Annotated in this window: 18 protein-coding genes; 11 read left to right on the forward strand and 7 right to left on the reverse strand. The window is 64.5% G+C overall.

Annotation, left to right across the window (positions count from 1 at the left end; genetic code table 11):
* Positions 1-2: 2 nt before the first annotated feature.
* A complete protein-coding gene (locus ACKLLE_RS06820; RefSeq protein ID WP_420057338.1) occupies positions 3-1,790 on the reverse strand; it encodes an N-acetylglutaminylglutamine amidotransferase in 1,788 nt (595 codons plus the stop codon).
* A gap of 218 nt (positions 1,791-2,008) precedes the next feature.
* Positions 2,009-3,997 carry a bifunctional tRNA (5-methylaminomethyl-2-thiouridine)(34)-methyltransferase MnmC2/FAD-dependent 5-carboxymethylaminomethyl-2-thiouridine(34) oxidoreductase MnmC1 gene (gene mnmC, locus ACKLLE_RS06825; RefSeq protein ID WP_420057339.1) on the reverse strand — a complete coding sequence of 663 codons (1,989 nt, stop codon included), beginning with the start codon at positions 3,995-3,997 and terminating at the stop codon, positions 2,009-2,011.
* 116 nt (positions 3,998-4,113) lie between these two features.
* Between mnmC and pap the strand changes: the two genes are divergently transcribed.
* Both pap and ACKLLE_RS06835 read left to right on the forward strand, forming a co-directional pair.
* Positions 4,114-5,604, forward strand: a complete 1,491-nt coding sequence (pap, locus tag ACKLLE_RS06830) for a polyphosphate:AMP phosphotransferase (RefSeq protein ID WP_009407529.1) — start codon at positions 4,114-4,116, stop codon at positions 5,602-5,604.
* A 248-nt stretch (positions 5,605-5,852) separates the two neighbouring features.
* On the forward strand, positions 5,853-6,809 hold the full coding sequence (locus ACKLLE_RS06835) for a DMT family transporter (RefSeq protein WP_420057341.1): 957 nt from the start codon (positions 5,853-5,855) through the stop codon (positions 6,807-6,809).
* A gap of 1 nt (position 6,810) precedes the next feature.
* On the opposite strand, the gene ACKLLE_RS06840 is transcribed toward ACKLLE_RS06835, so the two are convergent.
* Positions 6,811-8,205, reverse strand: a complete 1,395-nt coding sequence (locus ACKLLE_RS06840) for a class II fumarate hydratase (protein ID WP_064304962.1) — start codon at positions 8,203-8,205, stop codon at positions 6,811-6,813.
* Between the two features lie 160 nt (positions 8,206-8,365).
* Here ACKLLE_RS06840 and ACKLLE_RS06845 point away from each other — a divergent pair, with 160 nt between their 5' ends.
* The 7 genes from ACKLLE_RS06845 (at position 8,366) to ACKLLE_RS06875 (ending at position 16,101) form a co-directional block, all read left to right on the forward strand.
* Complete coding sequence (locus tag ACKLLE_RS06845; RefSeq protein ID WP_064304961.1) at positions 8,366-8,893, forward strand: DUF2059 domain-containing protein; 528 nt, start codon at positions 8,366-8,368, stop codon at positions 8,891-8,893.
* A 12-nt stretch (positions 8,894-8,905) separates the two neighbouring features.
* Positions 8,906-9,205: a BolA family protein gene (locus ACKLLE_RS06850; protein ID WP_064304960.1), complete on the forward strand. Its 300-nt coding sequence runs from the start codon at positions 8,906-8,908 to the stop codon at positions 9,203-9,205.
* A gap of 115 nt (positions 9,206-9,320) precedes the next feature.
* A complete protein-coding gene (gene trhO / locus ACKLLE_RS06855) occupies positions 9,321-10,256 on the forward strand; it encodes an oxygen-dependent tRNA uridine(34) hydroxylase TrhO (protein ID WP_009407537.1) in 936 nt (311 codons plus the stop codon).
* A 3-nt stretch (positions 10,257-10,259) separates the two neighbouring features.
* Positions 10,260-10,892, forward strand: a complete 633-nt coding sequence (locus ACKLLE_RS06860) for a DsbA family protein (RefSeq protein WP_064304959.1) — start codon at positions 10,260-10,262, stop codon at positions 10,890-10,892.
* Positions 10,885-12,717: an ABC transporter ATP-binding protein gene (locus tag ACKLLE_RS06865; protein ID WP_064304958.1), complete on the forward strand. Its 1,833-nt coding sequence runs from the start codon at positions 10,885-10,887 to the stop codon at positions 12,715-12,717. Before ACKLLE_RS06860 ends, ACKLLE_RS06865 begins: the two co-directional genes overlap by 8 nt.
* Positions 12,718-12,819: 102 nt before the next feature.
* Positions 12,820-15,276 (forward strand): EAL domain-containing protein, encoded by a 2,457-nt coding sequence (locus ACKLLE_RS06870; protein ID WP_420057342.1) that lies wholly within the window; start codon positions 12,820-12,822, stop codon positions 15,274-15,276.
* Between the two features lie 36 nt (positions 15,277-15,312).
* On the forward strand, positions 15,313-16,101 hold the full coding sequence (locus ACKLLE_RS06875; protein ID WP_420057343.1) for an iron-containing redox enzyme family protein: 789 nt from the start codon (positions 15,313-15,315) through the stop codon (positions 16,099-16,101).
* A 6-nt stretch (positions 16,102-16,107) separates the two neighbouring features.
* On the opposite strand, the gene ACKLLE_RS06880 is transcribed toward ACKLLE_RS06875, so the two are convergent.
* The 4 genes from ACKLLE_RS06880 to ACKLLE_RS06895 all read right to left on the reverse strand — a co-directional run bounded on the left by ACKLLE_RS06880 (position 16,108) and on the right by ACKLLE_RS06895 (position 19,671).
* Positions 16,108-16,848, reverse strand: coding sequence for a YciK family oxidoreductase (locus tag ACKLLE_RS06880; RefSeq protein ID WP_064304956.1), 741 nt, complete (start codon positions 16,846-16,848; stop codon positions 16,108-16,110).
* A 66-nt stretch (positions 16,849-16,914) separates the two neighbouring features.
* Positions 16,915-17,586 carry an N-acetylmuramic acid 6-phosphate phosphatase MupP gene (mupP, locus tag ACKLLE_RS06885; RefSeq protein WP_420057344.1) on the reverse strand — a complete coding sequence of 224 codons (672 nt, stop codon included), beginning with the start codon at positions 17,584-17,586 and terminating at the stop codon, positions 16,915-16,917.
* A gap of 2 nt (positions 17,587-17,588) precedes the next feature.
* Positions 17,589-18,287 carry a bifunctional 2-polyprenyl-6-hydroxyphenol methylase/3-demethylubiquinol 3-O-methyltransferase UbiG gene (gene ubiG, locus ACKLLE_RS06890; RefSeq protein WP_009407549.1) on the reverse strand — a complete coding sequence of 233 codons (699 nt, stop codon included), beginning with the start codon at positions 18,285-18,287 and terminating at the stop codon, positions 17,589-17,591.
* A 52-nt stretch (positions 18,288-18,339) separates the two neighbouring features.
* Positions 18,340-19,671, reverse strand: coding sequence for a TRZ/ATZ family hydrolase (locus ACKLLE_RS06895; RefSeq protein ID WP_420057346.1), 1,332 nt, complete (start codon positions 19,669-19,671; stop codon positions 18,340-18,342).
* 110 nt (positions 19,672-19,781) lie between these two features.
* Here ACKLLE_RS06895 and mtnA point away from each other — a divergent pair, with 110 nt between their 5' ends.
* Together mtnA and gyrA are read left to right on the forward strand one after the other, a co-directional pair.
* Entirely contained in the window at positions 19,782-20,858 is a 1,077-nt protein-coding gene (mtnA, locus tag ACKLLE_RS06900) for an S-methyl-5-thioribose-1-phosphate isomerase (RefSeq protein WP_420057348.1), read from the forward strand.
* 259 nt (positions 20,859-21,117) lie between these two features.
* Entirely contained in the window at positions 21,118-23,754 is a 2,637-nt protein-coding gene (gene gyrA, locus ACKLLE_RS06905; RefSeq protein WP_009407553.1) for a DNA gyrase subunit A, read from the forward strand.
* Positions 23,755-23,780 lie beyond the last annotated feature (26 nt).

Consider the following 23,780-nt stretch of genomic DNA (forward strand, 5'->3'; position numbering starts at 1 on the left):
GGTCAGATTCCTTGTTCGCTGAGCCACAGGTTCAGGGCCGCCAGTTGCCACAGTTTCGAACCGCGCAACGGCGTGAGCTGGCCGTGCGGGTCGCTCAGCAGGCGGTCGAGCATTGCCGGGTTGAACAGACCGCGGTCCTGGCTGGGGTCCAGCAGCAGTTCGCGCACCCAATCCAGGGTCGCGCCTTGCAGGTGCTTGAGGCCGGGTACCGGGAAGTAGCCCTTCTTGCGATCGATCACCTCGTTGGGAATGACCAGTCGCGCCGCTTCCTTCAACACCTGCTTGCCGCCGTCCGGCAGCTTGAAGCGCGCCGGAATGCGTGCCGACAGCTCCACCAGGCGGTAATCGAGGAACGGCGTGCGCGCCTCCAGGCCCCAGGCCATGGTCATGTTGTCGACGCGCTTGACCGGGTCGTCCACCAGCATCACCGTGCTGTCCAGGCGCAGCGCCTTGTCCACGGCTTCGCGGGCGCCCGGCTGGGCGAAGTGCTGGCGGACGAAGTCGCCGGCCACGTCGCTGTCCACCAGCCATGGCAACTGCACGGTGTCGCGGTATTCCTCGAAACTGCGGTCGAAGAATGCCGCGCGATACGCCGCCACCGGGTCGGCGGCGCCATCCACCTGCGGGTACCAGTGGTAGCCGGCGAACAGCTCGTCGGCGCCCTGGCCGCTCTGCACCACTTTGCAGTGCTTGGCCACTTCCCGCGACAGCAGGTAGAAGGCGATGCAGTCGTGGCTGACCATCGGCTCGCTCATGGCACGGAAGGCTGCCGGCAACCGGGTGATGATCTCGCGTTCGTCGATGCGCAACTGGTGGTGGCGGGTGCCGTAGTGCCGGGCGATGAGATCGGAGTACTGGAACTCGTCGCCGCGCTCGCCGCCGGCATCTTCGAAACCGATGGAGAAGGTCGACAGGTCTTCCACACCGACCTCGCGCAGCAGGCCGACCAGCAAACTGGAATCGACGCCGCCGGACAGCAGCACACCGACATCGACCGCTGCTCGCTGGCGGATGGCCACGGCTTCGCGGGTGCTGTCGAGCACGCGGTCGCGCCAGTCCTCCAGGGTCAGGTCCTGTTCATCGGTGCGTGGCCCGTAGTGCAGGCTCCACCATTGCTGCTGCTGGCTGCGGCCCTGGGCGTCGATGCGCATCCAGGTGGCGGGCGGCAGCTTTTCAATGTTGGCCAGCAGGGTGCGTGGCGCGGGGACCACGGCATGGAAATTCAGGTAGTGATTGAGGGCCACCGGATCCAGCACCGGATCGATGTCACCGCCCTTGAGCAGGGCCGGGAGGGTCGAGGCGAAGCGCAGGCGCTCGTTGGTACGCGACAGGTACAGCGGCTTGACGCCGAGGCGGTCGCGGGCGAGGAACAACTGCTGCTTGTCGCGTTCCCAGATGGCCAGGGCGAACATGCCGTTCAGGCGTGGCAGCAATTGCTCGCCCCAGGCGTGATAGCCCTTGAGCAGCACTTCGGTGTCGCCGCCGGAATAGAAGCTGTAGCCGAGGCTTTCCAGCTCGGCGCGCAGTTCCGGGAAGTTGTAGATGGCGCCGTTGAAGGCCAGGGACAGACCGAGTTGCGGGTCGACCATGGGCTGGGCCGAGCCGTCGGACAGGTCCATGATCTTCAGGCGACGGTGGCCGAGGGCGATCGGGCCCTGGCTATGGAAGCCCCAGGCATCGGGGCCGCGAGGGGCCAGGTGATGGGTGATCCGCTCGACCGCGGCGAGGTCTGCCGGGCGCGAGGGGGTTGCTACAGGGGTGAAACGAAACTCTCCAGCTAATCCGCACATAAGTCCTTACCGGTTTTGCCGTTGGGGAAAGTGCCCGAATAGGGGGCACTCAGAAACTGACCGGGTGAGGTTGTGGGAGTTTTAGATCGATATGGAATAAGGGAGGTCGACGGCCGGAGCGACTCGGCCTCTGTGGGAGCGGGTTCACCCGCGATTGCGGTAGTGAATTCACCTACGCAATCGCGGGTGAACCCGCTCCCACAGGGGCCGAATCAGCTTCAGGATTTGTTGCGCTTCAGCTCACGCAACATGAAGCGGTTCGGGTGACAGGCCTCCGCGATCTCCCGCGGCACCGGCAGGGCGTCGCCATTGACCCAGGCGGCCAGCAGCTCGCCGCACAGCGGTGCGGTGATCAGGCCCCGCGAGCCATGCCCGCTGTTGATATAGAGCCCCTCCAGCCACGGGCAGGGTTCATCGGGCACCTGCCGCGCATTCTTCGCCAGTGCCGCGTAGGTCTCGGCAAAGGCCGCGGCATCCGCCAGTGGCCCGACCAGCGGCAGGTAATCCGGGCTGGTGCAGCGAAACGCCGCCCGGCCTTCCAGGTGCTGCGTATCCAGCCGGTCGATCTCCAGCCGTTGGTCCAGGTCCGGCGAGATTTCCCGCAGCAACTCGAGATTGCTGCGGTGTTCCTCGACGGTCGGCACGGTATCGCTACTGTGGAAATCGAAGCTGGCGCCCAGGGTGTGTTCCCCCTGGCGCGGCGGCGCCACATAGCCGTCGGCGCACACCACCGTATGCAAGGCCCGGCTGGCGGCAGTCGCCGGCAATTTGCTGATCTGCCCGCGAATGCGCTTGAGCGGCAGGCCGGCACAGGCTTCGAACTGCCGAATCTCCGCCGCCCCGGCCAGCACTACCACCGGCGCTTCGGCCAGCACTCGCTCGCCGTCCAGCGCCTGCCACAAGCCATCGACCCGGCGCAGTTGCAGCACGTTGTGATGGGGCAGCAGCTTCACCTTGGCCTGTTCCGCCTGCCAGCGACACAGCGCCGGAGGATGCACCCAGCCGCCTTCGGGATAGAACAAGCCGCCGGCGGGCAGGGCGACGCCGGCAATGGCTTCGGCCTGCTGGCGATCCAGCCGTTGCAGCAACTCATCGCTGAACGCCCCGGCCAGCTGTGCCTGGCGCTGGTCTTCCTGGTCATCGAACGCCAGTTGCAGTACACCGCAAGCGTCCCAGTCGGTGCCCCGCTGCAGGCGTTCGAGCAGGCGCCGGGTATGGCCGAAACCGCTGACGATCAATTGCGACAACAGCGTGCCATGGGCGGAAAGCTTGAGGTAAAGCACGCCCTGGGGGTTGCCCGAGGCCTCGCTGGCCGGTTGCCCGTGGCGCTCAAGCAGGCTGACCTGCCAACCCCGCGCAGCGAGGCTGGCGGCGCTGGCACAACCGGCCAGCCCGGCACCGACCACCAGTGCATGACGAGGACCGCCTGGCGGCGCAGGGCGTCGATACCAGGGCGGCACTGCCGCTGGCAGCGCCTGTTGTTCCGGGCCGGCGCTGTACAGGCCGCGCAGGATCTCCCATTTCTTGCCGATCCCCGGGATCCGCTTCATGGTGAAACCCACCGCGATCAGGGCGCGGCGTACCCAGCCGGTGCTGGTGAAGGTGCCTAGGGTGGTCCCCGGCACCGACAGCCGGCCCAGTTGGGCGAACAGTTCCGGGGTCCACATGTCCGGGTTCTTCGCTGGCGCGAAACCGTCGAGGAACCAGGCGTCGATGCGCCCGTCGAGCTTTTCGAACTGCTCCCGGGCGTCGCCGATCATCAGCGTCAGGCTGATCCGGCCATCCTCGAACAGGAACTGCTGGTAGCCCTCGTGCACCGCCACATAGCGCTCCAGCAGTGCCTGGCCCTGGCTTGCCAATTGCGGCCACAGGGCCAGGGCACGGGCCAGGTCGCTGCGGGTCAGGGGAAACTTCTCGGCGCTGATGAAGTGCAGGCGGGCGCCGGTCCGGGCGTGCTTGTCGAACAACTGCCAGGCGCAGAGGAAATTCATCCCGGTACCGAACCCGGTCTCGCCGATCACCAGGCACTCGCCGGCAGCCAGCGCGGCGAAGCGCTGGCGCAGGTCGTTCTGCTCGATGAACACGTGGTGGGTTTCCTCCAGGCTCTGGTCCTTGGAGAAATAGATGTCGTCGTACTGCCGCGAATGGGGGCGGCCCAGTTCATCCCAGTCGATCTGGGCATGGCGTGGAGCAGGTGAGTCGGTCATGAAAGGGCTCGGCAACAGCGGAACCGGCATTCTAGCCGATCGCCGAAACGCTGTTTGATCCCGGACAAAACCCGTGGCGATCCGCTAGTCTTGCTTATCCATGAAGGGAGCCTGGTATGTTCGAATCCGCTGAAATCGGTCACTCGATCGACAAAGAAACCTACGACGCCGAAGTGCCCGCGCTACGTGAAGCCTTGCTCGAAGCCCAGTTCGAACTCAAGCAGCAGGCACGCTTCCCGGTGATCGTGCTGATCAACGGCATCGAAGGTGCCGGCAAGGGCGAGACGGTCAAGCTGCTGAACGAATGGATGGACCCGCGGCTGATCGAAGTACGCACCTTCGACCAGCAGACCGACGAAGAACTGGCGCGTCCGCCGGCCTGGCGCTATTGGCGGGCGTTGCCGGCCAAGGGGCGGATGGGCGTGTTCTTCGGTAACTGGTACAGCCAGATGCTCCAGGGCCGGGTCCACGGGCATTTCAAGGACGCCGTGCTGGACCAGGCCATCAGCGGCGCCGAGCGCCTGGAGCAGATGCTCTGCGATGAAGGCGCGCTGATCTTCAAGTTCTGGTTCCACCTGTCCAAGAAGCAGATGAAGGCGCGGCTCAAGGCGCTCAAGGATGACCCGGTGCACCGCTGGCGCATCAGCCCGCTGGACTGGCAGCAATCGGAAACCTACGACCGCTTCGTGCGCTTCGGCGAGCGGGTGATCCGCCGCACCAGCCGCGAGTACGCGCCCTGGCACATCATCGAAGGGTTCGATCCGCATTACCGCAGCCTGGCCGTGGGCAAGCTGCTTCTGGAAGGGCTGCAGAATGCCTTGAAGGCCAAGACCCTCAAGGAGCCGACGCCGATCGCCCCGCTGGGGGCCAGCATCGACGACCGCAGCCTGCTGGAAAGCCTCGACCTCAGCGTCCACCTCGACAAGAACGACTACCAGGAACAACTGCTGACCGAACAGGCGCGCCTGGCCGGTTTGCTGCGCGACAAGCGCATGAAGCATCACTCGCTGGTGGCCGTTTTCGAAGGCAACGACGCGGCGGGTAAGGGCGGGGCGATCCGCCGGGTGGCGGCAGCACTGGACCCGCGCCAGTACAACATCGTGCCGATCGCCGCACCCACCGAGGAAGAGCGGGCGCACCCGTACCTGTGGCGGTTCTGGCGACACCTGCCGGCGTTCGGCAAGTTCACCATCTTCGACCGCTCCTGGTATGGCCGGGTGCTGGTGGAGCGGGTCGAGGGCTTCTGCAGCCAGGCCGACTGGATGCGTGCCTACGGCGAGATCAATGATTTCGAGGAGCAGATCAGCAACGCCGGGGTGGTGGTGGTCAAGTTCTGGCTGGCGATCGACCAGCAGACCCAGCTTGAGCGTTTCCAGGAGCGCGAGAACATTCCCTTCAAGCGCTTCAAGATCACCGAGGAAGACTGGCGCAACCGCGACAAATGGGACCTGTATGCCCAGGCGGTGGGGGATATGGTCGACCGCACCAGCACCGAGATCGCGGCCTGGACCCTGGTCGAGGCCAACGACAAGCGCTGGGCGCGGGTGAAGGTGCTGCGCACCATCAACGAAGCGCTGGAGGCGGCGTTCCGCAAGCACAAGAAGTAAAAGCCAGGACGTTGCGTACCCTGTGGGAGCAGGTTCACCCGCGATTGCGGTAGTGAGTTCACAATAGCAATCGCGGGTGAACCCGCTCCCACAGGGTACGCGTCGTTTCCTCCATTGGAGTACGTCGCGTTCCGGCTCCCTCATGCCTCTACCAGACCAGCACAGTTATCCCCCCAACTGTCACTGTGTAATCCAATTCCTACCCACTAGACTCTCGCCATCCACCACCCCGGGTTATCGAGGCCGCAATGCATATCTCTTCCGGACGCTGGGCCTACGGGCTGTTCCTGGCGCTGTTGACCGCCGTGCTGTGGGGCATCCTGCCGGTCAAGCTCAAGCAGGTATTGCAGGTGATGGACCCGGTCAGCGTCACCTGGTACCGCCTGCTGGTGTCCGGCGGCCTGCTGTTCGCCTGGCTCGGGGCGCAGCGCAGGCTGCCTTCCTTCTCCGTCCTGGGGCGCCGTGGCAAATGGCTGGTGGCGGTGTGCGTGCTGGGGCTGACCGGCAACTACGTGCTTTACCTGGTCGGCCTGAACCTGGTCAGCGCCGGCACCGCGCAACTGGTGGTACAGATCGGTCCGGTGCTGCTGCTGATCGGCAGTGTCTTCGTGTTCAAGGAATCCTTCACCCTCGGCCAGGCCATCGGCCTGGCCTTGCTCATGGTCGGCTTCGGCCTGTTCTTCAACCAGCGTCTCGATGAGCTGCTGACCTCCCTGGGCGCCTATACCACCGGTGTGCTGGTTATCCTCGCGGCGTCTTCGGTCTGGGTGTTCTACGCCCTTGGCCAGAAACAGTTGCTCACGGTGTGGAGTTCCAGGCAGGTGATGATGGTGATCTACCTGTTCTGCGCCTTGCTGCTGACACCTTGGGCCAAGCCGCTGGAAGTGCTGCAGCTCAGCGCCCTGCAAGGTTGGCTGCTGCTGGCCTGCTGCCTGAACACCCTGGTGGCCTACGGTGCGTTCGCCGAGGCGCTGGCACATTGGGAGGCGTCGCGGGTCAGCGCGACGCTGGCGATCACGCCATTGGTGACTTTCGGCACCGTGGCCCTGGCCGCCTGGATCTGGCCCGCCTGGGTCAGCGCCGAGCAGATCAATGGCCTGGGCTATGTCGGCGCACTGGTGGTGGTCGCGGGCTCGGCACTGACCGCCCTGGGCCCGTCGATCAGTGCCGGCTGGAAGGCCAGGCGCGTGCGCCCGGCCCCTTGACTCAGCCCTTTCCGCCGGCTTCGAGCATCTGTTCCGGACGCACCCACTCATCGAACTGGGCATCGGTGAGATAGCCCAGGGTCAGGGCCGCCTCGCGCAGGGTGATGCCTTCGGCATAGGCCTTCTTGGCGATTTCCGCGGCCTTGTCGTAGCCGATATGCGGGTTCAGCGCGGTCACCAGCATCAGCCCGCGCTCCAGGTGCGCGGCCATCTGCCGGGCATCCGGCTCGATACCGGCGACGCAATGGCGCTGGAAGTTCTGGCAGCCGTCGGCAAGCAGCTCGATGGATTGCAGCAGGTTATGAATGATTACCGGCTTGAACACGTTCAACTGCAAGTGTCCCTGGCTGGCCGCGAAGCCGATGGCAGTGTCGTTGCCCAATACCTGGCAGGCCAGCATCGACAGGGCCTCGCATTGGGTCGGGTTGACCTTGCCAGGCATGATCGAACTGCCCGGCTCGTTGGCCGGCAGGCGTACTTCCGCGAGTCCGGCGCGTGGGCCGGAGCCGAGCAGGCGCAGGTCGTTGGCGATCTTCATCAAGGCCACGGCGAGGGTTTTCAGGCCCCCGGCCAGGGTGGTCAGCGGTTCATGGCCGGCGAGGGCAGCGAACTTGTTCGGTGCGGTGACGAACGGCAGGCCCGACAGCGCAGCGAGTTCCGCCGCGATGGCTTCGGCAAAACCGTGCGGCGCGTTGAGCCCGGTGCCCACCGCCGTGCCACCCTGGGCCAGCTCGCACACCGCCGGCAAGGCGCCGCGAATGGCGCGCTGGGCGTAATCCAGCTGGGCCACCCAGGCCGAGACCTCCTGGCCGAACGTGATGGGCGTGGCGTCCATCATATGGGTGCGTCCGGTTTTCACCAGGTCGGTATGGCGCGCCGACAGTTCGGCCAGCCCCGCCGACAGTTCGGCGATGGCCGGCAGGAGCTTTTCCTGGACGGCCTGTGCCGCAGCGATATGCATCGCCGTGGGGAAGCAGTCGTTGGAACTCTGCGAGCGGTTGACGTGGTCGTTGGGGTGTACCGGGTCCTTGCCGCCGCGGCCCTTGCCGGCCAGCTCGTTGGCACGCCCGGCAATCACTTCGTTGACGTTCATGTTGCTCTGGGTGCCGCTGCCGGTCTGCCAGACCACCAGCGGGAACTGGTCGTCATGCTCGCCGTCGAGCACCTCGTCGGCGGCCTGCTCGATCAGCCGGGCGATATCGGCGGGCAGGTCGCCATTGCGGTCGTTGACCCGCGCCGCCGCCTTTTTCACCAGGGCCAGGGCATGCAGCACGGCCAGCGGCATGCGTTCCTTGCCGATGGCGAAGTTGATCAGCGAGCGCTGCGTTTGTGCACCCCAGTAGACCTGATCAGGAACTTCGACCGGTCCGAGGCTGTCAGTTTCGATGCGGCTCATGTGTTACCCACTCCTTTGCAAGATGCAAGTTTGACCAGACAGTTTAGGTCTTGATTCACCAGGCCGGTTCCATAGCCCACTCGTCCTATTGAGCGGCTGCGCCCGTCGGCGCAGAATGCTCTACGCTGGAAACACTCACTTACTCTTTTAAGGAATTCCGATGACCCGTCTCCGCGCCCTTTGCACGGCCGTCGCCTTGGTTTGCGCAAGCGGCCAGGTATTCGCTGCCGGTCCGAGCCACAATGCTGCGGCCGAGAAGTTTCTGACCCTGGCTCATGCCGACAAGCTCGGCACGCCGGTGTACATGCAGGTGCAACAGATGTTCGCCCAGCGCTTCGAGCAGACCAAGGCGCCTGCCTCGAAGAAATCCGTGCTCGACAGCTACCAGGCCAAGGCCAACGCCGCGCTGGACAACGCCATCGGCTGGAACAAGCTCAAGCCGGACATGATCAACCTCTATACCAGCACCTTCACCGAGCAGGAGCTCAAGGACCTGGTGGCCTTCTACCAGTCGCCGCTGGGCAAGAAAGTCCTGGAGAAAATGCCGCAGGTGACCCAGCAATCCGCCCAACTGACCCAGCAGAAGCTGGAAAGCGCGGTGCCGGTGGTCAACAAGCTGCTGTCGGACATGACCAACGAACTCGACCCGAACGCCGGCAAGGCCGCCGCGCCGGCCAAGAAGCCATAAGCGGAGCCGCCGATGTCGATGCAACAGAAGATCGAACAGAGCCTGTCGGCGCTGGAACCCCGGCACTTGCAGGTCCTGGACGAGAGCCATATGCATAGCCGTGGCACCGAGACCCACTACAAGGCGGTGCTGGTCAGCGAGCAGTTCGAGGGCCTTAACAGCGTCAAGCGGCACCAGAAAGTGTACGCCACCCTCGGCGACCTGATGGGTCAGTTCCATGCCCTGGCGTTGCATACCTACACCCCGCAGGAATGGGAAAAGGTCGGCGTTGCGCCGGCTTCGCCCACTTGCGCCGGAGGCAGCAAGCACTGATTTCACCATCAGGTTTTGGTAAACTCCGCACCCGCGCCGCTTGTCGGCGCGTTTTTATTTGTATTTTCGAACCCGGTCCGCCCTTTGCGAGGGTGACCACTGGAGAGTTGCAAGCATGACCCAATCCATCGTCGTGGCGGCGCTGTACAAGTTCGTCACCCTCGAAGACTACGTCGAACTGCGCGAGCCACTGCTGGCCGCCATGGAAGCCAACGGTGTCAAGGGCACCCTGCTGCTGGCCGAGGAAGGTATCAACGGTACCGTTTCCGCCACCCGCGAAGGCATCGACGGCCTGCTCGCCTGGCTGCGCAACGACCCGCGCCTGGCAGATGTCGACCACAAGGAGTCGTATTGCGACGAGCAGCCGTTCTACCGCACCAAGGTCAAGCTGAAGAAAGAGATCGTTACCCTCGGCGTACCGGGCGTGGACCCGAACAAGGCGGTCGGCACCTACGTCGAGCCGCAGGACTGGAACGCCCTGATCAGCGACCCGGAAGTCCTGTTGATCGATACCCGCAACGACTATGAAGTGGCCATCGGCACCTTCGAGGGCGCCATCGATCCGAAGACCACCACCTTCCGCGAGTTCCCCGAGTACATCAAGGCCAACTTCGACCCGGCGCGGCACAAGAAGGTGGCGATGTTCTGCACCGGCGGCATCCGCTGCGAGAAGGCATCGAGCTACATGCTCGGTGAGGGCTTCGAAGAGGTCTATCATCTGAAAGGCGGGATCCTGAAATATCTTGAAGAAGTGCCTCAGGACCAGAGCAAGTGGCAGGGCGACTGCTTCGTTTTCGACAACCGGGTCACCGTGCGTCACGACCTCAGCGAAGGCGACTACGACCAGTGCCATGCGTGCCGCCATCCGGTCAGTGTCGAGGACCGGGCCTCGGAGCACTATTCGCCAGGCATCAGTTGCCCGCATTGCTGGGACAGCCTGAGCGAGAAGACCCGCCGCAGTGCCATCGACCGGCAGAAGCAGATCGAACTGGCCAAGGCCCGCAACCAGCCGCACCCGATCGGGTTCAACTACCGCAAAGCCGAGGTGTGATGCATGACCGCCCGCCTGCTCTATGTGATGGACCCGATGTGCTCCTGGTGCTGGGGGTTCGCGCCGGTGGCTGCGGCCCTGATCGCCCGGGCGCGCGAGGCCGGGGTTGAGACCCGCCTGGTGGTCGGCGGCCTGCGCACCGGCAGTTCGGCGCTGGACGCCTCGACCCGGCGCTATATCCTTGAGCATTGGCAGGCGGTCAACGAGGCGACGGGGCAGCCGTTCCTGCTTGATGGCGCCATGCCCGACGGCTTCGTCTACGACACCGAGCCGGCCTGCCGCGCCCTGGTGACCGCGCGCAGCCTGGACGGCGACAAGGTCTGGGGGCTGCTGGCGCTGATCCAGCAGGCGTTCTACCAGCGGGCCGAGGATGTCACCCTGGCGCCGACCCTGGTCAACCTGGCGGAGCAGGCCGGTCTGGATCGCGCCAGCTTCGCTGCGGCCTTCACCAGCCCCGAACAGCGCAGCGCCACCGCCGCCGACTTCACCTGGGCCCAGGACCTGGGCATCGCTGGCTTCCCCACGCTGCTGGCCGAGCGCAACGGCCAACTGGCCTTGCTGACCAACGGCTACCAGCCGCTGGCGTCCCTTGAACCTTTGCTCGGCCGCTGGCTGGAGCGGGCTGCCCATGCTTGATCTGCCAGGCTCGCCCGACCCGGTTCCCGGGCCTGCGGCGGCGTCTGCCGATCGCTTGAGCTGGGCGGAAATCCGCCGCCTGGCCCTGCATCACAAGAAGTCCCTGTGGACGGCCAACGCGGTCGCCGTACTGGCGGCCCTGTGCAGCGTACCGATTCCGCTGCTGTTGCCGCTGCTGGTGGACGAAGTGCTGCTCGGGCATGGCGATGCCGCCTTGAAGTGGATGAACCGTTTCCTGCCGGAGAACTGGCAGGTGGCGGCCGGCTATATCGGCCTGATGCTGCTGGTAACCCTGCTGTTGCGCTGCAGCGCGCTGCTTTTCAACGTGGTCCAGGCCAAGCTGTTCGCCGGGCTGGCCAAGGATATCGTCTATCGCCTGCGTATCCGCCTGATCGAGCGGCTCAAGCGCATTTCCCTGAGCGAGTACGAAAGCCTCGGCAGCGGCACGGTTACCACGCACCTGGTTACCGACCTCGACACCCTGGACAAATTCGTCGGCGAAACCCTCAGCCGGTTCCTCGTGGCGATGCTGACCCTGACCGGCACCGCCGCGATCCTGATCTGGATGCATTGGCAACTGGCGCTGCTGATCCTGCTGTTCAATCCGCTGGTGATCTTCGCCACGGTGCAATTGGGCAAGCGGGTCAAGCACCTGAAGAAGCTGGAGAACGACAGCACTTCGCGTTTCACCCAGGCCCTGGCCGAAACCCTGGACGCCATCCAGGAAATCCGCGCTGGCAACCGCCAGGGCTATTTCCTCGGGCGCCTGGGCCTGCGCGCCCAGGAAGTGCGCAACCATGCGGTGGCCTCGCAGTGGAAAAGCGACGCCAGTAGCCGCGCCAGTGGCCTGCTGTTCCAGTTCGGCATCGATATCTTCCGCGCGGCGGCGATGCTGACCGTGCTGTTTTCCGACCTGAGCATCGGCCAGATGCTCGCGGTGTTCAGCTACCTGTGGTTCATGATCGGGCCGGTGGAACAACTGTTGAACCTGCAATACGCCTATTACGCGGCCGGTGGCGCCCTGAGCCGGATCAACGAGCTGCTCGCCCGTGGTGACGAGCCGCAGTTCGCCGGCGGCACCGATCCGTTCCACGGGCAGACCACGGTGGGCATCGAGGTTCGTGGCCTGCGCTTCGGCTATGGCGAGGAGCCGGTGCTGGACCAGTTGAACCTGGCCATCGCACCGGGAGAAAAGGTCGCCATCGTCGGTGCCAGCGGCGGCGGCAAGAGCACCCTGGTGCAACTGTTGCTCGGGTTGTACAGCGCCCAGGCCGGGACCATCCGGTTTGGCGGGGCGACCCTGCAGGACATCGGCCTGGATACCCTGCGCGAGAACGTTGCGGTAGTGCTGCAGCATCCTTCGCTGTTCAACGACACGGTGCGCGCCAACCTGACCATGGGCCGCGACTGCAGCGACGAGGAGTGCTGGCAGGCCCTGGCCATCGCCCAGCTCGACGAGACCATCGATGCCCTCCCGCAAGGCCTGGACAGCGTGGTCGGTCGCTCCGGGGTGCGACTTTCGGGCGGCCAGCGCCAGCGCCTGGCGATCGCCCGGATGGTCCTGGCAAAGCCCAAGGTGGTGATACTCGACGAGGCCACCTCAGCCCTCGACGCAGCCACCGAATATAACCTGCACCACGCCCTGGCCCGCTTCCTCAGCGCGCGTACCACCCTGATCATTGCCCACCGCTTGTCGGCAGTGAAACAGGCCGACCGCGTGCTGGTCTTCGACGGCGGTCATGTCGCCGAGGATGGCGGCCATCAGCAATTGATCGCCGAGGGCGGCCTGTACGCCAAGCTGTACGGTCACTTGCAGCAAAGCTGAGCCTTTATTGTGCGAAATCACTTATCTGCATGAAGGCAAATGGCCTAGTCTGTATCGGAACAGAGTGAGGCCACTCACCGATGTGCTGCCGCAAGGGATTTCATGAAGGGAAAACGGACGCTCGAAACGCCCAGGCTCCTGGGGCTCATCTGGCCATTCATTGCCGTGGTGCTGTTCCAGGCGCTGCTCGGCAGCATGAGCCTGTACGCCCTGTCGGCGATGCGCGCCTACGTGGCAGGGGAGAGCCTGTGGTCCAAGGGGCAGAAAGACGCCATCTATTACCTCAGCCTCTACGTCGATAGCCGCGACGAAGAGAATTTCCGCAAATATCGGCAAGCCTTTGCCATTCCCGAGGGCAGTCATCGCCTGCGCCTGGCCCTGGATCGCGATCCGCCGGACCTGGAAGGTGCGCGCCAGGGCATCCTGGCCGGCGGCAACCACCCGGACGATGTCGCCAGCGTGATCTGGTTCTACCTGAATTTCCGCCATGTCAGTTATCTGGAAAAGGCCATCGATCGCTGGCAGGTGGGCGACAGCTTCCTGCAGGAACTGGACACCCTGGCCCGGGAAATCCACGCGGGCATTTCCGCTAACCGCGCCACGGCCCGGGACCTGGTGGACTGGAAGCAGCGCATCGTGGCCATCAACGACAACGTCACGCCTGCCGCCCGGGCCTTCAGCGACGCCCTCGGCGAAGGTTCGCGGATGCTCCTGCGCTTGCTGCTGCTCACCAACCTGGCGACCGCCGCGTTCCTGATCGCCCTGGCCTGGCTGCGTTCGAGCAAGCTGCTGGCCCAGCGCCAGGCCTTCGCCAGCGCCCTGCAGGTGGAAAAGGAGCGGGCGCAGATCACCCTGGCCTCGATTGGCGACGGGGTTATTACCACCGACGTGGACGGGTGCATCCTTTATATGAACCCGGCCGCCGAACAACTCACCCACTGGGATGCGCTGCATGCCCAGGGCCTGCCCCTGGCGGCGCTGTTCAGCCTGCTCGACGACAATGCCGAAAAAGACAGGCTGACCCTTACCGAGCACATCCTCAACGGTGCGTTGAGCGGCGGTTCCGAACATGTCCGGCAGATCCAGCGCCTGGATGGCAGCACGGTGGCGGTGGCCCTGGTCGGCGCGCCGATCATCAGCGAAGGGCGCATCAGCGGCACTGTGCTGGTGCTGCACGACATGACCCAGGAGCGCCAGTACATCGCCAATCTGTCCTGGCAGGCGACCCATGACGCACTGACCGGGCTGTCCAACCGTCGCGATTTCGAGTATCGCCTGGAGCAGGCCCTCGCCGAACTGGCCCGGCATAGCGGCCGGCATTCATTGATGTTCCTCGATCTCGACCAATTCAAGCTGGTCAACGACACCAGCGGCCATGCGGCCGGCGACGAATTGCTGCGGCATATTTGCGCAGTGCTGCAATCGGCGCTGCGCGAGGGCGATGTGCTGGCGCGGCTGGGCGGCGACGAGTTCGGCGTGCTGCTGCATGATTGCCCGCCGGAACAAGCCGAGCGGATTGCCGAGAACCTGCGCCAGTCGGTGCAGAGCCTGCATTTCGTGTGGAAGGGCCGGCCATTCATGAATACCGTGAGCATCGGCCTGGTGCACCTGAACCAGGCGCCGGAAACCCTGGAGGCGGCCCTGCGGGCGGCGGACATGGCCTGCTACATGGCCAAGGAAAAAGGGCGCAACCGGGTTCAGTTGTACCAGGCCGACGATACCGAGCTGTCGGTGCGTTTCGGCGAGATGGCCTGGATCCAGCGCCTGCATATCGCCCTGGAAGAAAACCGCTTCTGCCTGTACGCCCAGGAAATCGCCGCCTTGCATCCGGAGGATGGCGGCGGACATCTGGAAATTCTCCTGCGCCTGCATGATGAAAGCGGGCGGATCATCCTGCCGGACAGTTTCATTCCCGCCGCCGAGCGCTTCGGCCTGATCACGGCCCTGGACCGTTGGGTGGTCGGCAGCGTGTTCAAGGTGATCCGCCAGTGTCTCGACGAGGGTGCCGAAGGGCCGCTGGCCATATGTTCGATCAACCTTTCAGGCAACAGCATCGGCGATGACAAGTTCCTCGACTATCTGCGGCGGCAGTTCATCGACTACGCCATCCCTCCTGAATTGATCTGTTTCGAAATTACTGAAACCAGCGCGATTGCCGATCTCGGCAGTGCCATTCGTTTTATCAACGAATTGAAAGGATTGGGCTGCAAGTTTTCCCTTGACGATTTTTGCGCCGGAATGTCGTCGTTCGCGTATCTGAAACATTTGCCTGTAGACTTCCTCAAGATCGACGGAAGTTTCGTCAAGGATATGCTCGACGATCCGGTTAACCGGGCAATGGTCCAGGTGATCAATCACATTGGCCATGTCATGGGCAAGCGCACCATCGCCGAGTTTGTCGAAACACCGCTGATCGAACAGGCTTTGCGGGAAATCGGTGTCGACTACGCCCAGGGCTTCCTGATCGAGCGGCCCCAGGCCTTTTCCGCCGCCAGCCTGAGGCGTCAGCGCGATGCGGCCAGGCCCATGCTGTTCGGCTCGCCGGGGACATTACGCTGACGCTTCCATCCAGATCACAAGGACAAGGAGCTGACAGTGATTGATACCTTTACCCGGACCGGTCCATTGATGGACGCCACCAGTTATCCCCTCTGGGCCCAGCGCCTGATCCAGGAATGCGCACCGCACAAGCGTCGTGTGGTCGAGCATGAGTTCTACCAGCGCTTGCGCGACGGCCAGGTTTCCAGCCGGACCATGCGCCAGTACCTGGTGGGCGGCTGGCCCGTTGTCGAGCAATTCTCGGTGTACATGGCGCAGATCCTGACCAAGACCCGTTACGCCCGTCATCCCGGCGAGGACATGGCGCGGCGCTGGCTGATGCGCAATATCCGTGTCGAACTCAACCACGCCGATTACTGGGTGCACTGGTGCGAAGCCCACGGCGTCAGCCTCGAGGAACTGCAGGCGCAGGAGGTGCCGGCAGAACTCCAGGCGCTCAGTGACTGGTGCGTGCATACCTGTGCCGCGGACTCGCTGGTGGTGGCCATGGCGGCGACCAACTATGCGATCGAGGGGGCGGTGGGCGAGTGGTCGGCGGTGGTCTGTTCGACCGACACCTATGCACAGGGCTTCCCCGAGGAAGGCCGCAAGCGCGCGATGAAGTGGTTGAAGATGCATGCCCAGTACGATGATGCCCACCCGTGGGAAGCGCTGGAAATCATCTGCACCCTGGCGGGCAACAGCCCGGGCAAGGCCTTGCAGAACGAGCTGAAACGGGCGATCTGCAAGAGCTACGACTATATGTTCCTGTTCCTCGAACGCTGCATGCAGTTGGAACACAGTGAGTCTGGCCAGGACGACCGCCGTCGCGGGGCCCTGGCCTGAGGCGTCTTACTGGGCGTTGAACGCCTGACCGTTGACCCCGGTGCTGTCCGGGCCCATCAGGTACAGATAGACCGGCATGATGGCCTCGGGCAGCGGGTTGTCCTGCGGATTTTCCGCAGGATAAGCCTGGGCCCGCATGCTGGTGCGGGTCGCGCCCGGGTTCACGCTGTTGGCCCGCACCGGGGCCACGCCTTCCAGTTCGTCCGCCAGGGTCTGCATCAGGCCCTCGGTGGCGAACTTCGACACGCCATAGGCACCCCAGTAGGCCCGGCCCTTGCGTCCGACGCTGCTGGAGGTGAATACCACCGAAGCATCTTCCGACAGCTTGAGCAACGGCAGCAGGGCCTGGGTCAGCATGAACATGGCGTTGACGTTGATGTGCATGACGCGCATGAAGTTATCGCCGCTCAGCTGTTCCAGCGGCGTGCGCGGGCCGATGATCGAAGCGTTGTGCAGCAGGCCGTCGAGGCGGCCGAATGCGTTCTCCACCATCACTGCCAACTCGTCGTACTGGTGCGGCAGCGCGGTTTCCAGGTTGAACGGGATGACCACCGGTTGCGGATAGCCGGCAGCCTCGATCTCGTCGTAGACCGCAGCCAGGTTGGCCTCGGTCTTGCCCAGCAACAGCACGGTGGCGCCATGGGCGGCGAACGCCTTGGCCGCCGCCGCACCGATCCCGCGACCGGCGCCGGTGACCATGATGACCCGGCCTTTGAGCAGCTCTGGACGGGCGGTGTAGTCGAACATGGGAATTGCCTCGAAAAGGAAATGGCTTCAGGCCACGCCGTCGCGGCATGGCCTATGGGCGGGTGATCAGCAGCCGCAGAGGGCGCCGTCGAGCACCTTGCGCAGTTCCAGCGGGTGGTCGACCACCACGTCCGCGCCCCAGTTGTTGGGGTTGTCCTCGGGATGAATATAGCCGTAGCGCACCGCCGCGGTGCGGGTGCCGGCGTCGCGGCCCGACTCGATGTCGCGCAGGTCGTCGCCGACGAACAGGACGCTGGCCGGATCCAGGCCGAGGGTCGTGCAGGCGAGGATCATCGGCTCCGGGTCGGGCTTGCTGTTCTTCACGTGGTCCGGGCAGATCAGCAGCGAGGAGCGCTCGGCCAGGCCCAGGCGCTGCATGATCGGCTCGGCGAAACGTACCGGCTTGTTGGTCACCACGCCCCACAGCAGCTTGCCGCGCTCGATGTCTTCGAGCAGTTCCTGCATGCCGTCGAACAGCTTGCTGTGCACCGCGCAGTCACGTTGGTAGCGTTCGAGGAATTCCAGGCGCAGGGCTTCGAAGCCAGGTGCGTCCGGGTCCATGCCGAAGGTCGCGGCGACCATCGCCCGGGCGCCGCCGGAGATCACGTCGCGGATGACCTTGTCGGGTACCGCCGGCAGCCCGCGCTCGGCCAGCATCGCCTGGCTGATGGCGATGAAGTCCGGCGCCGTGTCGAGCAGGGTGCCGTCCATGTCGAAAAGTACTGCTCGCAAACGCATGCTCATTCCTCGCGCAGGGTCTGGATCATGTAGTTGACGTCAACGTCGGCGGCCAGCTTGTAGTGCTTGGTCAGCGGGTTGTAGGTCAGGCCGATGATGTCCTTGACGCTCAGGCCCGCCGCGCGACTCCAGGCGCCGAGTTCGGAAGGGCGGATGAATTTCTTGAAGTCGTGCGTGCCGCGGGGCAGCAGCTTCATGATGTATTCGGCGCCGATGATGGCGAACAGATAGGCCTTGGGGTTGCGGTTGATGGTGGAGAAAAACACCTGGCCACCGGGCTTGACCATCCTGAAGCAGGCACGGATCACCGAGGAGGGGTCGGGGACGTGCTCGAGCATCTCCAGGCAGGTAACCACGTCGAACTGCCCGGGCATCTCTTCGGCCAGGGCCTCGGCGGTGATCTGCCGGTACTCGACCTTCACTCCGGATTCCAGCTGGTGCAACTGGGCCACCGCCAGCGGAGCCTCGCCCATGTCGATGCCGGTGACGGTCGCACCGCGCAGGGCCATGGCTTCGCTGAGGATGCCGCCGCCGCAACCGACGTCGAGGACCTTCTTGCCGGCCAGGCTGGCCCGCTCGTCGATCCAGTTGACCCGCAGCGGATTGATGTCGTGCAGCGGCTTGAACTCGCTTTCGCGGTCCCACCAGCGATGGGCCAGGGCCTCGAACTTGGCGATTTCGGCGTGGTCGACGTTGCTCATGGAACTGTCCTCTGAAACGGTGAAAATTCTGTGCGGCAGCATGGCTGCCGGGTCATTCGGCGAGGCCGGCGATACGTTTGCCCCAGGCCACGGCGCTGGCATGCAGGGCCTGCTCGTCCAGGCGGGTCAGGCGGCGCTCGTCGAGCAGCGCATTGCCCGCGACCCAGACATGCTTCACGCAGTCGCGGCCGCTGGCGTAGATCAGTTGCGACACCGGGTCGTAGACCGGTTGCTGGGCCAGGCCGCTGAGGTCGAAGGCGACCAGGTCGGCTGCCTTGCCGATTTCCAGGGACCCGGTAATGGCTTCGATTCCCAGGGCGCGGGCGCCGTTCAGGGTGGCCATGCGCAGGGCGCGATGGGCATCCAGGGCGCTGGCCGAGCCGGCCACGGCCTTGGCCAGCAGAGCGGCGGTGCGGGTTTCGCCGAGCAGGTCGAGATCGTTGTTGCTGGCGGCGCCATCGGTGCCGACGGCGACGTTCACCCCGGCCAGCCACAGGCGTTCCACCGGGCAGAAGCCGCTGGCCAGCTTGAGATTGGATTCGGGGCAATGCACCACGCTGGTGTTGCTTTCTACCAGCAATGCCAGGTCGTCATCGCTGACCTGGGTCATGTGCACGGCCTGCAGGTTGGGCCCGAGCAGGCCGATGCGGGCCAGGCGCTGCAAGGGCCGCTCGCCGCGCTGCTGCACGGCATCGTGGACTTCGCTGGCGGTTTCGTGGACATGCATCTGCACCGGCGCGTCCAGTTCGTCGGCAACGACCCGGACCTTTTCCAGGTTTTCGTCGTTGACCGTATAGGGCGCATGAGGGCCCAGGGCGATGCGGATGCGCGGATGATGGCGCAGGCTGCCGAACAGCTCTATGCCCAGGTGCAGCGCTTCGTCGAAGGTGCGCGCACCTGGGATCGGGAAGTCCAGCAGCGGCACGCAGATCTGCGCGCGCATGCCGCTGTCGTGCACGCATTCGCTGGCGATCTTCGGATAGAAGTACATGTCGCTGAAACAGGTGATGCCGCCCTTGAGTTGCTCGGCAATCGCCAGGTTGGTGCCGTCGCGGACGAAATCCTCATCGACCCAGCGGGCCTCGGCGGGCCAGATGTGCTCCTCGAGCCAGGTCATCAGCGGCAGATCGTCGGCCAGGCCACGGAACAGGGTCATGGCCGCGTGGCCGTGGGCGTTGATCAGGCCGGGGGCCAGCAGGCAGCCGGGCAGTTCGCGGACTTCGGTCGTATTGAAGCGGCTGGTTTCGCTCCGCGGGCCAAGGAACACGATCCGGCCGTCGCGCACGCCCAGGGCGTGATCCTCCAGGACCACACCGGCCGGTTCGACAGGCACCAGCCAGGTTGGCAGGAGCAGCAGGTCGAGAGGAGTGGTGGGCTTGGGCATTTGCACGGATTTTCCCTGGTGCTTGGGCGGATGGCGAAGTATACCCGAGCGTCCGCGCTTGGGGCTCGTTATAATCGCCGGTTTTTGATGTCCGAATGACGGGGTGAGGCATGCGCGATCGACTTCTGGCTGCAGAGAAAGCGAAGGCCATCGATTGGCGTGATGGCACTCTTTACTTGCTCGACCAGCGCGCGCTGCCTTTCGAGGAGGTGTGGCTGGCTTGCGCTGACGCTGCGGGTGTGGCTGAAGCGATCCGCTCGACGGTGGTGCGCGGGGCCATGGCTATCGGCATCAGCGCCGCTTATGGCGTGCTGCTGGGGTTGCGTCGGCGCCTGGCCGAGGGGGGCGACTGGCGTGATGCGCTGGAAGCCGATTTCACCTTGCTCAGCGAGGCACGGCCGAACGGCGTGGGTTTTTCCTGGGCCCTGAATCGCATGCGCGAGCGCTTGCAGCGGCTACGCGAGGGCGACGATCCGTCGCAGGCGCTGGAGGCCGAGGCCCGCGCGATCCACGAAAGCGATCGCGAAGCCAACCTGACCATGGCCCAGTTGGGCATGGAACTGATCCGCAAGTACCAGGGCAGCGAGCAGACCGTGTTGACGCACAACAGCACCGGCGCGCTGGCTACCGGCGGCTTTGGCACGGCGCTGGGGGTGATCCGCGCGGCCTGGCTGGACGGCATGATCGAGCATGTCTACGTCGATGAGACCCGTCCTGGCCTGCAGGGCACCTGCCTGGCGGCCTGGGAATTGGCCAGCGAGGGCGTTCCGGCAATCGTCAGCGTCGATTCGGCCGCAGCCCACCTGATGAAGACCAAGGGCATTACCTGGGTGGTGGTCGGTGCCGACTGCATTGCCGCCAATGGCGACGTGGTCAGCAGGATCGGTACCTACCAGCTGGCGGTCAATGCGATGCATCACGGGGTGCGCTTCATGGTGGTGGCGCCGAGTGCGGCCATCGACCTGGGCCTGGCCAGTGGCGAAGACGTCGTGCTCGAGGAAGGTGAGGGTGCTGAGTTGCTGGGGATCGCCGGAGAGCGCATCGCAACTGGCGTCGAGGCATGCAACCCGTTGTTCGATGTGACCCCGGCGGACCTGATCGACGTGATCGTTACCGAGAAGGGGATCGTGGAGCGGCCGGATACGGCCAAGCTGGCGCAGTTGATGTGCCGCAAGCGCTTGCATTGAGTTCCATGCCGCAGGTGGCGCAGAGCCATTTTCGCCCGCGCCAGGCGGCGCTTTGCCATACTCCCATGCCCCCGCCGACTGTGATAACATCCGGCGGTTTCCAAGGGCGCCCAGCGGGGTGCTCTTCAGTACGCAGATCCATGGCATAACTCGTTGATTTGTCGTAAGTCGTCGCGCAGGAGGCCCTTCGCGGCGGCGAGCTTCGTTCGTCCCATATGGATGTGACGAAGTTTCACCAGAAAAAGGAATCAGGCTTCTCATGGGCGAACTGGCCAAAGAAATCCTCCCGGTCAATATCGAAGACGAACTGAGACAGTCCTACCTCGACTACGCGATGAGCGTCATTGTCGGGCGTGCACTGCCCGATGCGCGTGATGGCTTGAAGCCCGTGCATCGCCGCGTTCTGTATGCGATGAGCGAATTGGGTAACGACTGGAACAAACCGTACAAGAAATCCGCCCGTGTGGTCGGTGACGTGATCGGTAAGTACCACCCTCACGGTGATACCGCTGTCTACGACACCATCGTGCGCATGGCCCAGCCTTTCTCCCTGCGCTACCTGCTGGTCGACGGCCAGGGCAACTTCGGTTCGGTCGACGGCGACAACGCTGCGGCGATGCGATACACCGAAGTGCGCATGGCCAAGCTGGCCCACGAGCTGCTGGCCGACCTGCACAAGGAAACCGTGGACTGGGTGCCCAACTACGACGGCACCGAGCAGATCCCCGCGGTCATGCCGACCCGTATCCCCAACCTGCTGGTCAACGGCTCCAGCGGTATCGCCGTGGGCATGGCGACCAATATCCCGCCGCACAACCTCGGCGAAGTCATCGACGGTTGCCTGGCGCTGATCGACAACTCCGAGATCACGGTCGATGAACTGATGCAGTTCATCCCGGGCCCGGACTTCCCGACCGCCGGCCTGATCAACGGTCGCCAGGGCATCATCGAGGCCTATCGCACCGGTCGCGGACGCATCTATATGCGCGCCCGCTCCACCGTCGAGGACATCGACAAGGTCGGTGGCCGCCAGCAGATCGTCATCACCGAACTGCCGTACCAGTTGAACAAGGCCCGTCTGATCGAAAAGATCGCCGAGCTGGTGAAAGAGAAGAAGCTTGAAGGCATCACCGAGCTGCGGGACGAGTCCGACAAGGACGGCATGCGCGTGGTCATCGAGCTGCGCCGTGGTGAAGTGCCGGAGGTAGTGCTCAACAACCTCTACGCCCAGACCCAGCTGCAAAGCGTGTTCGGCATAAACATCGTCGCCCTGATCGACGGTCGTCCGCGCCTGCTCAACCTCAAGGACCTGCTCGAAGCCTTCGTCCGCCACCGCCGCGAAGTGGTAACCCGGCGTACCGTGTTCGAGCTGCGCAAGGCTCGCGAGCGTGGGCATATCCTCGAAGGCCAGGCGGTTGCGCTGTCCAACATCGACCCGGTCATTGCCCTGATCAAGGCTTCGCCGACGCCTTCGGAGGCCAAGGAAGCGCTGATCGGCACGCCATGGGAATCCAGCGCCGTGCAGGTGATGGTCGAGCGTGCCGGTGCCGACTCCTGCCGTCCGGAAAACCTCGACGAGCAATACGGCCTGCGTGATGGCAAGTACTACCTGTCGCCGGAACAGGCCCAGGCCATTCTTGACCTGCGCCTGCACCGCCTGACCGGCCTGGAGCACGAGAAGCTGCTGGCCGAATACCAGGAGATCCTCAACCAGATCGGCGAGCTGATCCGTATCCTCAGCAGTGCCGAGCGCCTGATGGAAGTGATCCGCGAAGAGCTGGAACTGATCCGCGCCGAATACGGCGATGCGCGCCGCACCGAGATCATCGACGCGCGCCTCGACCTGACCCTGGGTGACATGATCCCGGAAGAAGATCGCGTGGTAACCATTTCCCATGGTGGCTACGCCAAGACCCAGCCGCTGGCGGCCTACCAGGCCCAGCGTCGCGGTGGCAAAGGCAAGTCGGCGACGGGTGTAAAGGACGAAGACTACATTTCCCACCTACTGGTGGCGAACAGCCATACCACCCTGCTGCTGTTCTCCAGCAAGGGCAAGGTGTACTGGCTGAAGACCTACGAGATTCCCGAAGCGTCCCGTGCGGCCCGTGGTCGCCCGCTGGTCAACCTGCTGCCGCTGGACGATGGCGAGCACATCACTACCATGCTGCCGGTCGAGGAATACACCGAGGGTCACTACATCTTCATGGCCACTGCCAACGGCACCGTGAAGAAGACCCCGCTGGAGCAGTTCAGTCGTCAGCGCAGCGTCGGCCTGATCGCCCTGGAGCTGGATGAAGGCGATATCCTGATTTCCGCTGCGATCACCGATGGCGAGCGTGAGGTCATGCTGTTCTCCGATGCTGGCAAGGTGACACGCTTCAAGGAATCCGATGTTCGCGCCATGGGCCGTACCGCTCGTGGCGTGCGCGGCATGCGCCTGGCCGAAGGGCAGAAGCTGATCTCGATGATCATTCCGGAGGAGGGCAGCCAGATCCTCACCGCTTCCGAGCGCGGCTACGGCAAGCGCACCGCGATCAGCGAGTTCCCCGAGTACAAGCGTGGCGGCCAGGGCGTGATCGCCATGGTCAGCAACGAGCGTAACGGTCGTCTGGTCGGCGCTGTCCAGGTGCAGGAAGGTGAGGAGATCATGCTGATTTCCGACCAGGGCACCCTGGTTCGCACCCGTGTCGGCGAGGTTTCCAGCCTGGGTCGCAATACCCAGGGTGTTACCCTGATCAAGCTGGCCAGCGACGAAACCCTGGTCGGCCTGGAGCGGGTCCAGGAGCCTTCCGAGGACGACGAGGACGACGAACTGCCGGATGCCGAGGCAGGCGACGACAACATCGAGGCGCCGCAGGCGGATGCTGCCGGCGAGGAAGACGTCGTACAGGATTGAGTGGTAGATGTGTGGAATACGGAAGC

Origin of the sequence: Pseudomonas bharatica, assembly GCF_048586865.1 — a bacterium.
GTDB lineage: Bacteria > Pseudomonadota > Gammaproteobacteria > Pseudomonadales > Pseudomonadaceae > Aquipseudomonas > Aquipseudomonas bharatica.

Bases quoted from the DNA above. Each gene is read 5' to 3' on its own strand.
- ACKLLE_RS06860 (WP_064304959.1), top strand. From the start codon at position 10,260: ATGACCGCCCGCCTGCTCTATGTGATGGACCCGATGTGCTCCTGGTGC.
- ACKLLE_RS06880 (WP_064304956.1), bottom strand. From the start codon at position 16,848: ATGTTCGACTACACCGCCCGTCCAGAGCTGCTCAAAGGCCGGGTCATC.
- ACKLLE_RS06820 (WP_420057338.1), bottom strand. From the start codon at position 1,790: ATGTGCGGATTAGCTGGAGAGTTTCGTTTCACCCCTGTAGCAACCCCC.
- ACKLLE_RS06845 (WP_064304961.1), top strand. From the start codon at position 8,366: ATGACCCGTCTCCGCGCCCTTTGCACGGCCGTCGCCTTGGTTTGCGCA.
- mtnA (WP_420057348.1), top strand. From the start codon at position 19,782: ATGCGCGATCGACTTCTGGCTGCAGAGAAAGCGAAGGCCATCGATTGG.
- ACKLLE_RS06840 (WP_064304962.1), bottom strand. From the start codon at position 8,205: ATGAGCCGCATCGAAACTGACAGCCTCGGACCGGTCGAAGTTCCTGAT.
- ACKLLE_RS06835 (WP_420057341.1), top strand. From the start codon at position 5,853: ATGCATATCTCTTCCGGACGCTGGGCCTACGGGCTGTTCCTGGCGCTG.
- ACKLLE_RS06895 (WP_420057346.1), bottom strand. From the start codon at position 19,671: ATGCCCAAGCCCACCACTCCTCTCGACCTGCTGCTCCTGCCAACCTGG.
- gyrA (WP_009407553.1), top strand. From the start codon at position 21,118: ATGGGCGAACTGGCCAAAGAAATCCTCCCGGTCAATATCGAAGACGAA.
- ACKLLE_RS06870 (WP_420057342.1), top strand. From the start codon at position 12,820: ATGAAGGGAAAACGGACGCTCGAAACGCCCAGGCTCCTGGGGCTCATC.
- ACKLLE_RS06850 (WP_064304960.1), top strand. From the start codon at position 8,906: ATGTCGATGCAACAGAAGATCGAACAGAGCCTGTCGGCGCTGGAACCC.
- pap (WP_009407529.1), top strand. From the start codon at position 4,114: ATGTTCGAATCCGCTGAAATCGGTCACTCGATCGACAAAGAAACCTAC.
- ACKLLE_RS06865 (WP_064304958.1), top strand. From the start codon at position 10,885: ATGCTTGATCTGCCAGGCTCGCCCGACCCGGTTCCCGGGCCTGCGGCG.
- mnmC (WP_420057339.1), bottom strand. From the start codon at position 3,997: ATGACCGACTCACCTGCTCCACGCCATGCCCAGATCGACTGGGATGAA.
- ubiG (WP_009407549.1), bottom strand. From the start codon at position 18,287: ATGAGCAACGTCGACCACGCCGAAATCGCCAAGTTCGAGGCCCTGGCC.
- trhO (WP_009407537.1), top strand. From the start codon at position 9,321: ATGACCCAATCCATCGTCGTGGCGGCGCTGTACAAGTTCGTCACCCTC.
- mupP (WP_420057344.1), bottom strand. From the start codon at position 17,586: ATGCGTTTGCGAGCAGTACTTTTCGACATGGACGGCACCCTGCTCGAC.